Source organism: Klebsiella sp. K47, from assembly GCF_051858335.1.
Lineage (GTDB): Bacteria > Pseudomonadota > Gammaproteobacteria > Enterobacterales > Enterobacteriaceae > Klebsiella > Klebsiella pneumoniae.
On sequence record NZ_JBPYUI010000578.1, the window covers coordinates 1 to 211 of the forward strand.

Annotated in this window: 1 pseudogene; it reads right to left on the reverse strand. The window is 48.8% G+C overall.

Annotated elements, in window-relative coordinates:
• Window positions 1-211, reverse strand: a pseudogene (locus RRF55_RS29295) (isovaleryl-CoA dehydrogenase); the annotation flags it as partial.

A 211-nucleotide genomic window follows, 5' to 3' on the forward strand; every position in this document is an offset into this window, starting at 1 on the left:
GCCCAGCCAAATCGATTTTTTCTGGCTAATCGGTACATCACGTTCATCGTATTCTGTTGAAAGTAACTTATCGCCTATTTTGGCCCACAGTTCAGGCTCACGTTGAACCAGTGGAAGACTGCCGAAGGTCATCGAGTTTGGACACAAGTTTCCACACTCCACCTGCCCTGCCAAATAAAAACGCGCTGCCCATTCGACCCATTGTGAGGGT